Here is a 14,373-nt window from a genome sequence, read left to right on the forward strand (position 1 = left end):
TTTTATTTCCTAAAATCAGCACTATAAGCTTGATACCGTTGTAATTTCAGCATCATTATTTAAGTTGGTAAGCTCGTCTATCAAGTCTAAAACCTCTGGTTCAACGAAATTGAACCCTTTATCTTGTTTCAATGCTGTTTCAATTGTTTCAGCAAGTTGCTTAAGCTTAGGTACACCTGTGTAGCAGCATGCACCATGGAACTTATGAACAATTTTTAATAATTGTTCTGGATCTTCACACTCGCTTGCAGCATTGAGTAAGTCTATAGTCTCGGGCACACTTTGTAGTAACATATTGAGCATTTCGAGCGCTAGGTGAGGTTTATTGCCCGCCCGTTGGAGTGCCAAACTCCAGTCTAATAAGTGGCTTTCAAATGGTGCTACACTGCTTACCAATAGCTCTTCTTTTTGCTCCCTTTCAACAGGTGAAGCTGCACTGTGATCACAAATGATTTGCTTAAGCATATCCTCATCAATGGGCTTCGTCATATAGCCGCTAAAACCATCTTTTACCAGTTGCTCTTTCTCTCCGGCAAGTGCGTGAGCTGTAACGGCAATAATTGGCGTATCATCATTCATTGACGACTCTTTAATGCTTTTGCACGCAGTAATACCGTCCATGATAGGCATTTGAATATCCATAAAGATTAAGTCGTACTTGTGAGTTTTACATAACCCGACTGCCTGCGCACCATTATGGGCTGTTTCTATCGTTTCTACTTGCTCTTCAAGTAATGTATACAGCAATTTAAGATTTGCATCGTTGTCATCAGCAATCAGGACTTTTAAAGGCAGATGTGTTGGGTTGTCGGTTTCAATTGATAAGTCAGGGTGGTCTAAGCGATACGGTGCAGCCAACATTTCACACAGTTTTCTATGATGAAGAGGTTTGCTGATACAAGCATCGGCGCCACTGCCTATTAAGGACTCACGCATGTTGTGAGAAATAGTATTAACCATTAAATACAGATAGTCGGCCTTATTACGAGCTTGGTTAATGTATCCTTTTACTGTCTGCATATCATCGACTGTGGCCATGTTACCAACTAGGCAGATATCATAGCTAAACTCTTGAGAGAGTGCGTTTAGGAAGGCTTCATCGCTGTCACATACCGTCACTTGCATGTGCCAGCTTTCTATTTGGGCACACACCGCATTGCGTGTATGTTCTTGCGGTTCGAAATAAAGCACGCGTTTATTTTCTAAAGGTTTACAAGGTAAGTCGTCGTTAAATAATCGGTTTGGTAAATTAAATATTGCGTTGAAGGTAAAACAAGAGCCGCTGCCAAGTGCTGAATTTAATGTGATTCGCCCTTGCATGACTTCTACAATATGCTTGGTGATGATCAAACCTAGGCCTGTACCACCAAACTTACGAGTAATACTGGTATCTGCTTGAGCAAAAGGCGTGAATAGGGTGTCTTGTTTTTCTTGGGCAATACCCAAGCCGGTGTCACTTACCGAGACTAATAAAGAAGTTTGAGTGTCCCCTTTTAAGCGGTGGCTAATGTCCACTTTAACGGAGCCTTTCTCGGTAAATTTGATGGCATTGCTAATTAGGTTTATGAGCACTTGCTTGAAGCGCGTTGGGTCACCGACCAAGTTGTCTGGTACTTGCCGGTTAACTGCAATGGAGAGTTCTAACTGTTTCTCATACGCACTGGGGGCGAGCAGCGTCATAACCTCATTCACCGCGTCTCGTAATTGGAATTGAATGTTCTCAAGCTCCATTGCGCCAGCTTCAAGTTTGGAGAAATCCAAAATATCGCTAATGATGGTTAAGAGGCTGTTTGCAGAGAGCTCTATGGTATCTAAATAGTCTTTTTGATGTTTATTAAGAGGCGTTTTATATAGCTGTCGAGTAAATCCAATAACCCCATTTAATGGTGTTCTTAACTCATGACTCATTTTGGCAAGGAAATCTGATTTTACTCGGTTTGCTACTTGTGCTTCCTTTTTGGCGATATTTAATTGGATATTTTGTGTTTCGTACTGTTCCAGCGTTTCTCGGTAGTCGCTGGTCGCCTGATCGATATGCTTTTGCATTTCGTCCCTTTGCCCAACCATCTTCTCACTTATAGTGATCAGACCTTGGCGCATCATGTCAAACTCCCCCTGCATTGGGTTATCAACACCAATATCTGTTTTGCCTTCAATGAGTTTGTCTGTAGCAAGCTGAAGCTGTGACAGCGGTCTTGAAAACATGCGACTCAGCCGTGTCGAAAGCAAGGCACTCAGAAATAACGCGACAAGAATAATTGCACTGCTAAATAACAGTGCTTTTTGTTGACCTATAATGGCCTGATCTTGGCTGATTTCCACCATCAGCACCGCGGTGGTCTGCGCATGTGCTTCTTGCCACGTATCACTGGTGCCATAATGTTTGACGGGAGAAAATATCACGTAATTGTTACGCAGCTTCTGCACTTCTGTGGCATGAAGTGCAACGACATTACCTCTGTAGTGGAGATTATTAAAGTCACCGTGATAATTACTCGTCATAACGAGCTGATTATGCTTGTCAAAAACCGCGATACTGTTAACTAAAGAGGCATGCTGATTGTGTGCTTTAGTGATAATGCCATGTAGTTTGGCTTTATCTTTGGTTGCAAGTGGCTGCTCTACAGTCATCGCTAGTGCATTGGCAATGCTGGTACCTTGTTGCTTCAGGATTTGTTCAAGCTCTACGTAGCGATTTATAGTAAAATACCCGCCAAGTATTAGACCGATTAACACCGTCGGGATCAGAGTAAGCAATAAAACGCTATCGCGTAAGCTCAATTTGGACATATTTAGCGACATAAAACTTTGATAATTATGAACTCTAGAGTAGCGAGTTCACTGGTGTTTAGCAATGTAAAAGGGGCGATACATGGCACAATTTTTTCGTGCTAAAAAAACAACAGGTAAAGGGCAGGTCTTTGAAGTTTCAATTGAGTCTTTAGATCATACTGGACGCGGCGTGACGAAGCACCAAGGCAAGGTTGGCTTTATAGAAGGGGCATTGCCCAGCGAACAAGTTAAAGTGCGTGTACTGCAGCAAAAAGCCAAGCTTTTTGAAGGGGTCATAGAAAAAGTAGTCACACCAAGTGCTGATAGGGTTAAACCATTTTGTCAGCATTACCGTGAGTGCGGCGGATGTTCGCTGCAGCATTTGGAAAAGAGCGCGCAAGTAAGCCACAAACAGCTTGCGGTAGAAAAGCTTTTTGCGAAGTTTGCAGGTATTCAAGCATTGCCTTGGCACGAAGCGATTGTTAGCGAAAGCCTTCACTATCGCAGAGCCGGAAGAATAGCGACTTATTTGGACAAGAGCGCTAAATCATTAAAGCTCGGATTTCGCGCTTCAAAGTCGAAAAAAATAGTCGAGGTGCGAGACTGTGCAGTACTAAATGAGGTGTATCAAGAGGTCTTCTCTATATTAAGAGTTGCCCTCAATAGCGATTCACAATTCAAAAGTGTAAGCCACATTCAATTATGTGAAGCGGATAATTTCCCGTTTATCTTATTGCGCCATACTAAGTCGATTGATGAGAAGGCAAAACAGGCATTATCAACTCAACTCCCTTGGCAAGTACTTTGGGATGATGGCTCTAAAGAGGTGCATTATGGTGTACTCCCAGAGTATCAAGTCGACGATGTACGCTTTCAATTTAAACTCAACAATTTTATCCAGGTTAACGCCGCAGTCAATGAAGCTATGTTGCTACAGGCGATGGATTGGTTGCAATTAACAGAGTCAGACAGGGTACTAGATTTGTTTTGCGGGATCGGTAATTTCTCATTATTGATGGCAAAACGAGCAAAGCAGATAATAGGTGTTGAAGGAGTTGCTTCTTCTGTTGCAATGGCCACTCAAAATGCGCACACTAATGGCATCGATAATGCTCAGTTTTTCCAGTTTGATTTGACTCAAGATATGGTGTCAGCAACTTGGTTTAACAAAGAGTTTAATACCTTGGTGTTAGACCCTTCACGCACCGGTGCCTATGACATACTTAAGCAGTTACCGCTTGAGCAGTTTGACCAAGTTCTCTATGTGTCTTGTGATCCTGTTACATTGGCAAGAGACAGTGCACTAATAGTTGAATCTGGATTTACCGTGAGCAAAATCGCTTTGATGAATATGTTTCCGCACACGGGACATATTGAAACTATGGCGCTGTTCCAAAGGAGGTAGTCAAACATGGTCGCGACTCGCCAATCTCATAACGCAAAACTTCCCGCAGATTTTGATGCGCGGCTGGCATTACTCAATTTGTCAGATGATAAGACGCTTCGGCTCAATGAAGCGTATGCGTTATGTCCCATGGAAGCAGATGAAGATCTGCTTGAGCGGGCAATTGAGATGGTTGAGATTTTGGCAGAGCTTAATTTTGATGCTGAATCTCTCGCAAGTGCTTTTTTGACCCCTTATTTTCTTGCTGAACAGCTCGATTTTGAAGCTATTGAAAAAACATTGGGTGAAAACATTGCGCTGCTGCTAAAGGGCGTTGACCAAATGGCGTCAATTAGTACGCTTGCTCATCAAAGCAAGGGCAATGTGCAAATTGATAAAATTCGCCGTATGTTACTCGCTATGGTCGAGGATGTGCGTGCCGTGGTGATCAAACTGGCAGAACAAATTTGCTATTTACGCAGCGTTAAAGATGCCAGTGAAGAAGAACGTGTGGTTGCAGCAAAAACAACAGCCAATATATTTGCACCTTTAGCGAATCGACTGGGTATTGGTCAGCTAAAATGGGAATTAGAAGACCTTTCTTTTCGATATTTGCACCCTGACAGCTATAAAACTATAGCCAAAAAGCTTGCTGATAAGCGGCTAGCCAGAGAAGCTTACATGGTTAATATGGTTGAGTCTGTTCAGCAAAAATTGGCAGATGCCAATGTTAAAGCTGAAGTGTATGGTCGCCCAAAGCATATTTTCAGTATTTATAAGAAAATGGCCCAAAAGAACTATGCTTTTGAGCAGCTTTTTGACATTCGGGCTATGCGCATTGTGGTGGATGAGCTACAAGATTGCTACGCGGCACTTGGTATTGTGCATACTAACTGGCGTCATTTAAACAAAGAGTTTGATGATTATGTTGCAACGCCAAAACCAAATGGTTACCAGTCTATCCACACTGTGGTATTTGGCCCTGAAGGTAAAACAGTAGAAATTCAAATTCGAACACACGAAATGCACAAAGATGCCGAAATGGGCGTTGCAGCTCACTGGATGTATAAAGAAGGCGCCTTGCCTGGTCGTGGTTCTGGGTATGAACAAAAAATCAGTTGGCTTAGAAAGCTACTTCAATGGCAAGAAGAAGTCGTTGATGGCAGTGATTTTGCAGAAGAGCTCAAAAATCAAGTGGTGGAAGATAGAGTTTATGTCTTCACGCCTCGCGGTGATATTTTTGATTTGCCTTTGGGCTCTACACCTTTGGATTTTGCTTACTACATACATTCAAATGTTGGTCACCGCTGTATTGGTGCCAAGGTGTTTGGCAAAATAGTACCATTTACTTATAAGCTCTCTACTGGTGATCAAGTTGAAATACTAACGCAGAAAAACCCATCACCGAGTCGAGATTGGTTAAACCCGTCTTTGGGTTATATCCATTCATCGCGCGCACGAAGCAAGATCCATCATTGGTTCAAGCAACAAGACCGGGATAAAAACTTACAGGCTGGTAAAGAAATACTGGATAACCACCTACAAAAGTTGGACATCAGTTATAAAGAGCTGGAGCCAGCCATCGAGCGTTTTAACTTTAAAGTATTGGATGACTTGATGGTGGCGATTGGCGCAGGTGATGTGCGAATTAATCAATTCTTGAATTTTATCCAAGATAAGCCTGAAGTTGAGCCACAATTAAAACTCAGCACACGCAAAAAACACAAAGGTGATAAAAATGGCATTGTGGTAGAGGGAGTGGGTAGCTTGCTGAGCCACGTTGCAAAATGCTGTCAGCCTGTGCCGGGTGATGAGATTGTGGGTTATATTACACAAGGGCGAGGTATTGCGGTTCACCGTGCCGATTGTGATGCATTTGCGCATATCACTGAACAAAATCCTGAGCGAGAAATTGCCGTTAGTTGGTCTGAAGATGTGCAATCGTTTTACGAAATAACAATTCGTATTGAAGCGAATGATAGGCAAGGGTTAATTCGTGACATTAGTGCTGTTTTGGCCAATGAAAAAGTAAATGTGTTGAATATGAATGTACAAACACAACACGAGAAGGGCGTCGCAATTTTCACTATGAAAATAGAAGTAGGGGATTTGTCAGCCATGAACCGACTGCTTACTAAGCTGTTGCAAACTGAAGGTGTGTTTGAAGCAAAAAGGCAGCACTAAGATAAAATTATGAGTCAAAATTTACAGCAATTGTTAGACATAATGACCAAGTTACGAGACCCTGAAACTGGCTGTGACTGGGATAAGCAGCAAACTTTTAAGACGATAGTGCCACACACCCTAGAAGAAGCGCATGAAGTTGCCGACGCGATTGAACAAGCTGATTTTATTGGGTTGAAAGATGAGCTTGGTGATTTGTTGTTTCAAGTGATCTTCTATGCCCAGTTGGGAAAAGAGCAGGGGCTGTTTGATTTTGACTCAATTGTTGCCGGTTTAAATGAAAAGCTTATACGTCGACATCCTCATGTCTTTGAGCAGCAACAGTCGCTTTCTGAACAAGAGTTAGATGAGCAATGGCAAGCAATAAAGCAGGCCGAACGTAAAGACGAAGACAAAGACATGCAATTTGGTGCAGACATTGTCGCGAGCCTACCTGCACTTACGCGCGCTAAAAAAATTCAAAAACGGGCAGCATCTCTCGGTTTCGATTGGCCTAGTTATCATGGAGCTCTCGATAAAGTAGAGGAAGAAGTACTAGAGGTGAAAGAGGCCCTGAATGAAAACCCCTACTCGGAACATAGTGCAGAAGAGTTGGGCGATTTGCTCTTTGCAACGGTGAATGTGGTTCGTCACACCAAGCGGGATCCAGAACAATTATTGCGCCAAGCGAGCAGCAAGTTTACTGCTCGGTTTGTACAAATAGAGTCTGTTTTGGCGCGTAAAAATATCACATTGGAAGAGGCAACCCTTGAGCAAATGGACGCTGCGTGGGAGCACATAAAAACTCAGTCTAAAACTTAAACACCATTCGCCCAATAATTTTGCTGGATTGCTAATTGGGCTTTTGCTATACTATTGCCCCGTCTTGATTCTTATTTAAATTCCATTTTCCTTGATATTCTAGGGTTCGCATGAGTACAAAATTTATCTTCGTAACGGGCGGAGTAGTTTCCTCCTTGGGTAAAGGTATTGCAGCTGCATCATTGGCTGCGATTTTAGAGGCCCGTGGCCTTAATGTGACAATTCTTAAGCTGGATCCTTATATCAATGTTGACCCAGGCACAATGAGCCCGATTCAACATGGTGAAGTTTTCGTAACAGAAGACGGGGCGGAAACAGACCTTGACCTTGGTCACTACGAACGCTTTATTCGTACCAAGATGACTAGCCGTAACAACTTTACGCAAGGTCGAGTGTTTGAAGATGTACTTCGTCGCGAGCGCAAAGGTGAATACCTAGGCGCAACTATTCAGGTTATCCCTCATATTACTAATGATATTAAGCGTCGTGTAATCGAAGGTGCTGAAGGTCATGATATCGCTATCGTTGAGATTGGTGGTACTGTTGGTGATATTGAGTCTCAACCGTTTCTTGAAGCTATTCGTCAGTTAGGTACTGAGTTGGGGCGTGAGCATGCATTGTTTATGCACTTAACACTTGTTCCTTTCCTTGGCGCTGCAGGTGAAGTGAAAACTAAGCCGACACAGCACTCTGTGAAAGAGTTGCGTTCAATCGGTATTCAACCGGATATTCTAGTATGTCGTTCTAACTGTAAGCTACCTGCGAACGAGAGAGCGAAAATCGCACTATTCACTAACGTGGAAGAAAAAGCGGTTATCTCACTACAAGATGTAGACAGCATCTATAAGATCCCTGCACTTCTTAAATCTCAAGAGTTGGATAACTTAGTATGTCGTCGTTTCTATTTAGATTGTCCTGAAGCGGATTTGTCTGAGTGGGAGCAGGTTTTATATCAAGAGTCTAACCCTACGGGTGAAGTGACAATTGGTATGGTTGGTAAGTACATCGAACTACCTGATGCTTATAAATCAGTGAATGAAGCCCTAAAACATGCTGGCTTAAAAAACCGTGTAACCGTGAATATCGAGTATGTTGACTCTCAGGATATCGAGAGTAAAGGTACTGAATTACTTGCTCACCTAGATGCGATATTGGTACCAGGTGGATTTGGTAACCGTGGTGTTGAGGGCAAAATTCTTGCTGCGCAATACGCACGAGAGAACAAAGTTCCATATTTAGGTATTTGTTTAGGGATGCAAGTGGCATTGATTGAGTATGCACGTAATGTTGCTGGTCTTGAAAATGCGAACTCAACAGAGTTTGATGTGAATACACCAAACCCAGTTGTTGGCTTGATCACTGAATGGCTAGATGCTGACGGTAATGTTGAAACGCGCACTGAGCAATCTGACTTAGGTGGCACAATGCGTCTTGGTGCACAGCTATGTCATTTAGCTGAAGGCTCAAAAGTTCGAGAAGTGTATGGCAACGCAGAAATTACAGAGCGTCACCGTCACCGTTACGAAGTTAACAACAACTTCGTTGAAAAGCTTGAACAAGCAGGTCTTGCATTTACTGGCTTGTCTGAAGATAAAAAGCTGGTGGAGATCATTGAAAATAAAGACCACCCTTGGTTTATCGCTGCTCAATTCCACCCGGAATTTACTTCAACCCCGCGCGATGGACACCCATTGTTTGAAGGGTTTGTAGGTGCTGCATTTAGCCACCAGAAAGAAAACTCTTAAATGAGAAAGCCGTGCACGAGTGCACGGCTTTTTTGTTTGCTAAGGCTGCCATAATGGCAGCATTGCTATGCGACTGAGACACACAATATCGGTTGTATAGCAATGCGAATTAAGCAGAAATAAAACACTCACCACTTTGGGAAAAGAGGAATCAAGATGTCAAAAATCGTAAAAGTGATTGGCCGTGAAGTTATGGACTCACGTGGTAACCCTACTGTTGAAGCCGACGTACATTTAGACTCTGGCGCTTGGGGCCGCGCATGTGCACCATCGGGTGCATCAACAGGAACTCGCGAAGCACTTGAATTACGTGATGGTGATAAGTCTCGTTACTTAGGTAAAGGTGTACTTACAGCAGTTAACTTTGTAAACAATGAAATTGCACAAGCACTAGAAGGTCAAAATGCATTGGAACAGCGTGCTGTTGACCAAGTTATGCTTGATCTAGACGGTACAGAAAATAAAGAAAAACTAGGTGCAAATGCAATTTTAGCGGTTTCTCTAGCAACAGCTAAAGCAGCAGCGCAAGAGAAAGGCGTTGCACTTTACGAGCATATTGCTGACATTAACGGTACTTCAGGTCAGTTCTCTATGCCAGTACCTATGATGAACATCATCAACGGTGGTGAGCACGCTGATAATAACGTTGATATTCAAGAGTTCATGGTTCAACCTGTGGGTGCATCTAGCTTCCGTGAAGCGTTACGCATGGGTGCAGAAATTTTCCATAGCTTAAAGAAAGTATTAAGTGCACGTGGTTTAAACACAGCTGTTGGTGACGAAGGTGGTTTTGCGCCAGATCTTAAGTCAAACGAAGAAGCACTAGAAGTTATCGTAGAAGCGGTTGCTGCTGCGGGTTACGAAATGAACAAAGATGTCACGTTAGCACTAGACTGTGCTTCTTCTGAGTTCTACAAAGACGGTAAGTATGACCTAAGCGGCGAAGGCAAAGCATTCGATTCTGAAGGTTTTGCTGATTTCCTAGCAGATCTAGCAGCGCGTTACCCAATCGTATCTATCGAAGATGGCTTAGATGAAAGTGATTGGGACGGTTGGAAAATTTTAACTGACAAGATCGGTGATAAAGTTCAGCTAGTAGGTGATGATTTATTCGTTACTAACACTAAGATCTTGAAACGTGGTATCGATGAAAAAATCGGTAACTCTATCCTAATCAAGTTTAACCAGATCGGTTCTCTTTCTGAGACACTTGATGCGATTAAGATGGCACAAGATGCAGGCTTCACAGCTGTTATTTCACACCGTTCGGGTGAGACTGAAGATGCGACAATTGCTGATCTAGCAGTAGGTACAGCAGCTGGCCAGATTAAGACTGGTTCACTTTGTCGTTCAGACCGTGTTGCCAAGTACAACCAGTTACTTCGCATCGAAGAAGCGCTGGGTGAAAAAGCGGTTTATAACGGTCGCTCAGAAATCAAAGGTCAGTAAGCAAAATACTGAATAATAAAAAAGCCGCTGAGGTAACCTTCAGCGGCTTTTTTGTTTGTTGGACCCACAGCTATATTTAGTTGGAAAAGTGGTCCAATAAAATACTTTGCGTAAATTGAGTTTTCAGGTAAAAGCCTCGCGGCAGCGTTTTTATCAATCCCCCATCAGGGCCAATTGCATCAGTTAAAACTTTACTGTTGGCCGCTTTTGGACGAATTTGCATAACTTCCCCTAAGTGCCCTGATATTTCTTGAATGCGCCCAAGGGCAATCAATTCAATTTGCTCCTCCCAATCACGCCTCAGTTGTGCTTCTTGTTCGAACGAAGGTTGCCATAAAAAGCCCGTGCCTATTGTTCTATCAACAGGGGCGATATCGCGTTCAGCCAAGATGGGAAGCCATAGCACGTGTGAAAGCTTCTTTTTAACACTGGATTGTTGCCAAGTTAAGCCCGTCAACTCGGTCAGTGGTACAATGGATACATAGGTTGTTTCAAGAGGCTTGCCCTGATAACTAATGGGAAGGGTTTTTAGCTCGACACCGATTTGTTCGAAATCTGGAACTGGCTTAGAACCCGCACTCGCGCCCAGTACGTGCTCAATTAACTGTCCGGGCCAGCCTTTTTCTTTGAGCAAATCTTCGGGGCTTTTAAATTGAAATTGGGCTGCAAGCTCGCCAAGTGTTGTGCCTGCGATTGCTTCGACACGTTGCATTAACTCTGAAACAGAAGTGGGAGGAGAAACTCGTTGCACTAAGGTTGACTCATATATCTGATTATTCTCAGTCAATTTTACCAGATAAGTCGTAGCATGTGGATTAAGTCCTGCTTGTTTGTTTTTTGACCTGGTTGTTTGTGGTGGAAGATTGACCATTCTATGGTAGGGGTGTGAATATTGTAACTATATGATATTTATTGTTTTTAATGGTTTTTGATAATCTTTTTAATCACCGCGATAAGTTAATTTTTGGATAAATACAGATATATGAACAATATTATCCACAGTTTCTGTGGAGAAGTTGGCTTTTTTGCTGTTTATCTGTGGATTTGTTTGTAATTTAGGCTCGAAACTTAGATGTTATGCACAAGCTGTGGGTAACTTGAGCAAAAGGGGGAATAATGTTTGCTGATGTGTCTGAGATATGGAACAATCAGATTAAATTGATATAAGAATGAGGCGCTAAGGTGATTGATGCCGAAGGATTTCGTGCCAATGTGGGAATTGTGATTTGTAACAACCAAGGGCAAGTATTTTGGGCTAGGCGTTATGGCCAGCACTCTTGGCAGTTTCCTCAAGGGGGTGTGGACGAAGGAGAAACACCCGAACAGACCATGTATCGAGAGCTTCACGAGGAAGTTGGCTTGCGACCTGAAGATGTGGAAATCGTAGCAAGCTCTAAACACTGGTTAAGGTACAAATTACCTAAACGATTAATTCGCAAAGATTCCAGCCCGGTTTGCATTGGCCAAAAGCAGAAATGGTTTTTGCTCAAATTGAGATGTAAAGATGAGGAAGTTGATTTGCTCAGAACCCATCACCCAGAATTTGATGACTGGCGCTGGGTTAGCTATTGGTATCCAGTGAGGCAAGTGGTCTCTTTTAAAAGAGATGTGTATCGTCGGGTAATGAAAGAGTTTGCGCCATTTGCAATGCCTTTTAATCGCAAAGAACACAGCCATAAAGATCACTGGCGTAGACGCTAGATTAAGGAGCAAACGTGTTAGCAACATTAAGGTCAATTGCTGAAGCTGTATCTCAACAAGAGAACTTAGACGATGCATTGAACCTATTTGTTTCCATGGTCAAGGACGCCATGCAGACAGAATGTTGTTCCATATATTTTGCAGATTACAGCAGAGACAATTTTGTGTTGATGGCCAGCGATGGCCTCAACCCTCAAGCGGTAGGCCAATTCCGTATTGGATTTACCGAGGGCTTAGTAGGCTTGGTTGCCCAAAGAGAAGAGCCCATCAATATTGCTCATGCGCAGAGCCACCCCCGATTTAAACATGCTCCAGAAGTGAACGAAGAGGGCTTTAATGCCTTTTTGTCGGTGCCAGTTGTACATCAACGAAAAGTACTCGGGGTTATTGTTGTTCAGCAAAAGAATACGCGTGTATTTAGTGATGATGAAGAGTCATTTTTAATCACTTTATCAGCACAATTGGCTTCTCAACTGGCACATGTGGAAATTCAAACATTACTTAAACAGGAAGCTTCAACACATAAAACCTCGGTTTTAAAAGGGGTGCCCAGTGCGCCGGGAATTGCGTTAGGCAGAGCTTATGTGGTGTTGCCCAAGCTAGAGTTTTCAAGCATTGAGTCAGCAAAAAGTGAAAATATAAGTGGACAGAGACAACTATTCAGGCAAGCAGTGGCTGCAACGCGTCAAGAGTTTCATATTCTTGCAAATTGCCTATCGGCTACGCTACCAAAAGAGGCGTTAGCTGTTTTTGAAGTTTATCAACAGCTACTTGATGCCCGAAGCTTAGGTGAAAAAGTAGATAAAGAGCTCGATAAAGGGTGGGACGCAAAATCGGCACTGAAGCATGTGATCAATGATTTAATCACCCAGTTTGAGGCGATGCAAGATCCGTATATCAAAGAGCGTGCCGTTGATGTCAAAGACTTAGGGCTAAGAGTGCTACATCATTTGGTGAGTACAGAGAGCGTCGCAAAATCTTATCATGAACAGACCATCATTATTGCTGATACACTTACCCCAGCAATGTTGGCAGAGGTGCCAAAGCACAAACTCGTCGGTGTTGTAAGCGTTCATGGATCAGCCAATTCGCATGCATCGATTTTAACGAGAGCAATGGGGATCCCCGCGATATGGGGGATTGAAAATATCCCATTATTACAGTTCGATGATAAGCCGATAATATTGGATGCTTACGCAGGGCGTGTTTACATTTCACCATCAAAGGTTTTGACTCAAGAATATGAAGCATTAAAACTAAAAGATAGCCAGCTACATGACCGCTTTGAAGCTGAACACGATTTGCCGCCTATCACTTTAGATGGGGAGCGAGTGAGCTTATTGTTGAATGCAGGGTTAGACCTGTCTGCTGAGCACATGAGTGCAAAATACTGTGATGGTGTGGGTTTATATCGCACTGAGTCTTGGTTTATGCAAAGAGGTCAATTTCCTTCCCAAGCGGAACAGGAGCAGTGTTATCGAGACGTGCTTTCACGCTACCACCCTGAGCCAGTTGTCATGCGCACATTAGATATTGGTGGTGACAAAGTACTAGATTATTTTGACATCGAAGAAGAAAACCCGTTTTTAGGGTGGCGAGGGATCAGGGTGACCTTGGATCATCCCGAGCTGTTTTTAGATCAATTAAAGGCAATGATAAAAGCCAATGCTGGGCTGGGTAACTTGCAAATAATGCTGCCTATGGTGAGCCATACAGAAGAAGTGGATGACGCACTTTTATTGCTCGAACAAGCTTATTTTGAACTACAAGAAGAATGGGCCGATCAGTTTTATCAAATTGATAAGCCTGAAGTTGGAGTGATGCTAGAAGTGCCGTCAAGCCTATTTTTATTGCCTGAATGGGCTGACAAAGTGGACTTTTGCTCGGTGGGAAGTAATGATCTCACTCAGTACTTACTGGCTGTTGACAGAGCGAATGCTCGGGTCGCTGAGTTATTTGAACCCTACCATCCAAGTGTATTGCGAGCATTATATAAAATAGCCAGAGATTGCCAAAGTTTGGAGCTGCCATTTAGTTTATGTGGAGAACTCGGAGGTGAATATGAAGGCGCAATTTTGTTAGTTGCAATGGGCTATCGACGCCTAAGTATGAATATTTCGGCCCTTAATAAAGTGAAATGGGTATTAAGACGTCTCAAAGTAGAAGACATGGAAGAATTACTCGATAAGTGCCTAAGCGCATCAAATGCCATACAGGTACATCGCTTTATTCGCGAATTTTTGATAAGTCACAATTTAGAAGAGTTGCTCTATACTCATTCTTCGCCCAAACCTCAGCCTTGAGTGCGGGGGCAGAACCCACTCTTCTCTTTTATTG

At 42.9% G+C, this 14,373-nt stretch carries 9 protein-coding genes; 7 read left to right on the forward strand and 2 right to left on the reverse strand.

The genetic code is table 11. From position 1 onward, the window contains the following. Positions 1 to 21: 21 nt before the first annotated feature. Positions 22 to 2,790 (reverse strand): two-component sensor histidine kinase BarA, encoded by a 2,769-nt coding sequence (gene barA, locus N475_RS12055; protein WP_063359697.1) that lies wholly within the window; start codon positions 2,788 to 2,790, stop codon positions 22 to 24. An 82-nt stretch (positions 2,791 to 2,872) separates the two neighbouring features. On the opposite strand from barA, the gene rlmD reads away from it, so the two are divergent. The 5 genes from rlmD (at position 2,873) to eno (ending at position 10,335) form a co-directional block, all read left to right on the forward strand. After that, positions 2,873 to 4,177: a 23S rRNA (uracil(1939)-C(5))-methyltransferase RlmD gene (gene rlmD, locus N475_RS12060; RefSeq protein WP_063359554.1), complete on the forward strand. Its 1,305-nt coding sequence runs from the start codon at positions 2,873 to 2,875 to the stop codon at positions 4,175 to 4,177. A 6-nt stretch (positions 4,178 to 4,183) separates the two neighbouring features. After that, positions 4,184 to 6,340 carry a GTP diphosphokinase gene (gene relA / locus N475_RS12065; protein ID WP_063359555.1) on the forward strand — a complete coding sequence of 719 codons (2,157 nt, stop codon included), beginning with the start codon at positions 4,184 to 4,186 and terminating at the stop codon, positions 6,338 to 6,340. Positions 6,341 to 6,349: 9 nt separating this feature from the next. Next, complete coding sequence (gene mazG / locus N475_RS12070) at positions 6,350 to 7,141, forward strand: nucleoside triphosphate pyrophosphohydrolase (protein WP_063359556.1); 792 nt, start codon at positions 6,350 to 6,352, stop codon at positions 7,139 to 7,141. Between the two features lie 110 nt (positions 7,142 to 7,251). Further along, positions 7,252 to 8,886: a CTP synthase gene (pyrG, locus tag N475_RS12075; RefSeq protein WP_063359557.1), complete on the forward strand. Its 1,635-nt coding sequence runs from the start codon at positions 7,252 to 7,254 to the stop codon at positions 8,884 to 8,886. A gap of 156 nt (positions 8,887 to 9,042) precedes the next feature. Continuing rightward, a complete protein-coding gene (gene eno, locus N475_RS12080; protein WP_063359558.1) occupies positions 9,043 to 10,335 on the forward strand; it encodes a phosphopyruvate hydratase in 1,293 nt (430 codons plus the stop codon). A 76-nt stretch (positions 10,336 to 10,411) separates the two neighbouring features. On the opposite strand, the gene mutH is transcribed toward eno, so the two are convergent. Next, positions 10,412 to 11,086: a DNA mismatch repair endonuclease MutH gene (gene mutH, locus N475_RS12085; RefSeq protein ID WP_227008443.1), complete on the reverse strand. Its 675-nt coding sequence runs from the start codon at positions 11,084 to 11,086 to the stop codon at positions 10,412 to 10,414. A gap of 431 nt (positions 11,087 to 11,517) precedes the next feature. Here mutH and rppH point away from each other — a divergent pair, with 431 nt between their 5' ends. Then, entirely contained in the window at positions 11,518 to 12,036 is a 519-nt protein-coding gene (gene rppH, locus N475_RS12090) for an RNA pyrophosphohydrolase (protein WP_023397137.1), read from the forward strand. Between the two features lie 14 nt (positions 12,037 to 12,050). After that, entirely contained in the window at positions 12,051 to 14,339 is a 2,289-nt protein-coding gene (ptsP, locus tag N475_RS12095; protein ID WP_063365353.1) for a phosphoenolpyruvate--protein phosphotransferase, read from the forward strand. The last annotated feature ends 34 nt before the right edge of the window (positions 14,340 to 14,373 follow it).

The sequence above is a fragment of the Pseudoalteromonas luteoviolacea DSM 6061 genome (assembly GCF_001625655.1).
In the GTDB taxonomy this organism is placed as follows: Bacteria; Pseudomonadota; Gammaproteobacteria; order Enterobacterales; family Alteromonadaceae; genus Pseudoalteromonas; species Pseudoalteromonas luteoviolacea.

Excerpts from the sequence above, each read along its gene's own strand:
- rlmD (WP_063359554.1), top strand. The coding sequence starts at position 2,873 with ATGGCACAATTTTTTCGTGCTAAAAAAACAACAGGTAAAGGGCAGGTC.
- relA (WP_063359555.1), top strand. The coding sequence starts at position 4,184 with ATGGTCGCGACTCGCCAATCTCATAACGCAAAACTTCCCGCAGATTTT.
- barA (WP_063359697.1), bottom strand. The coding sequence starts at position 2,790 with ATGTCCAAATTGAGCTTACGCGATAGCGTTTTATTGCTTACTCTGATC.
- eno (WP_063359558.1), top strand. The coding sequence starts at position 9,043 with ATGTCAAAAATCGTAAAAGTGATTGGCCGTGAAGTTATGGACTCACGT.
- pyrG (WP_063359557.1), top strand. The coding sequence starts at position 7,252 with ATGAGTACAAAATTTATCTTCGTAACGGGCGGAGTAGTTTCCTCCTTG.
- mazG (WP_063359556.1), top strand. The coding sequence starts at position 6,350 with ATGAGTCAAAATTTACAGCAATTGTTAGACATAATGACCAAGTTACGA.